This is a genomic window from Candidatus Symbiopectobacterium sp. NZEC135 (assembly GCF_025962695.1).
The window spans coordinates 1-1128 of record NZ_JAGFPF010000617.1; the positions used below are offsets into that span (position 1 = coordinate 1).

Genomic DNA, 1128 nt, shown 5'->3' on the forward strand with positions numbered 1-1128 from the left:
CTGAGAAAATCGCGTTGCAGGCCGCCAAACGGGAAATATTTATACAAGCAGAAGGCAATTTTCATGCGGAATTCCTTATCTTTCTGCCGTATTTAGTGGAGCACCCGTGGGGCAGGCCAGCAGTTTTTCTGCGGCTTGAATAACGTCCTGAGCAGGGATACATGACAGGTATTTTTTATTTCTATCGAGATACTTTCTCTCGGGCATGGCGGTGTAGTCTCCCGCCCAGAGAACAATATGGTTATCTGACCAAGGGCTCCATTTACGGTGATCCGTCGGTCCAAACAGGCAAATTGTTGGCGTCGCGAGCGCTGCCGCCATGTGCATTGGTGCTGAGTCGACGCCGATATAAAGCACGGCTTTGTCGATTAACGCTGCCAGTTCGAGAAAATGCGTTTTACCGGCAAGCGACAGAGTAGGTTTGTGTTCGCACAGGGTGTGGATCTCATTCACCACCGCCACATCCTCGGCACCTGGGCCACAGGTAAGGACGACCTCTAATCCTTGCTGTTTCAGATGATCAATGACCTGTGCAAATTTATCGTTATCCCAGCATTTAAAAGACTGTCTGGCAGTCGGCTGAATGACCACATAAGGCGTTGCCGTTAACTCAGGCGCAAGGGCAAAAACGCGTTCCGCGTCTTCCGGGCCGTAGTACAGCGACAGCGGCCGAGTTCTGTCTTGTTCTGGCACATCCAGAGGGGCGAGCAAAGAGAAGTTCTGCTCAACGATATGTTGCCCCGTTGGTTCCAGACAGTGGGTGAAACAGGCGCGCCACAGTGACTGCCGGGCTCCTCCGCGTTGAATGGAGAGACTGTAAGGGCAGTTCAACGATTTAATCAGCAGCGCTATTGGCCATTGGTCGGCCAAATTCACAATCAGGTCATAGCGGTTGCGTTTAAGTGTGTTGCGCATGGTGACAAAATCACTGATTTTCTCCATTGCGCCAGCGGTTTTTCTTTTCAAACCGTATAACCGGTGGATATCCGGGTGCTTGGAAAGGATAGGGATGGTGTCCTGGTAGAGCAACACATCAATCGCGGCCTTTGGGTAGCGCGCTTTTAGCGTGCTGATAAGCGGCGTAGTCAGCAGCATATCCCCATGAAAACGCAGCTTTACAATCAATAT

1 protein-coding gene is annotated in these 1128 nt (G+C 51.2%); it reads right to left on the reverse strand.

Annotated features, from left to right (window positions below):
* Nucleotides 1-75: 75 nt before the first annotated feature.
* Nucleotides 76-1128 (reverse strand): lipopolysaccharide core heptosyltransferase RfaQ (gene rfaQ, locus J5224_RS35950; protein ID WP_264628572.1); only part of this gene is annotated, 1053 nt, incomplete at its 5' end.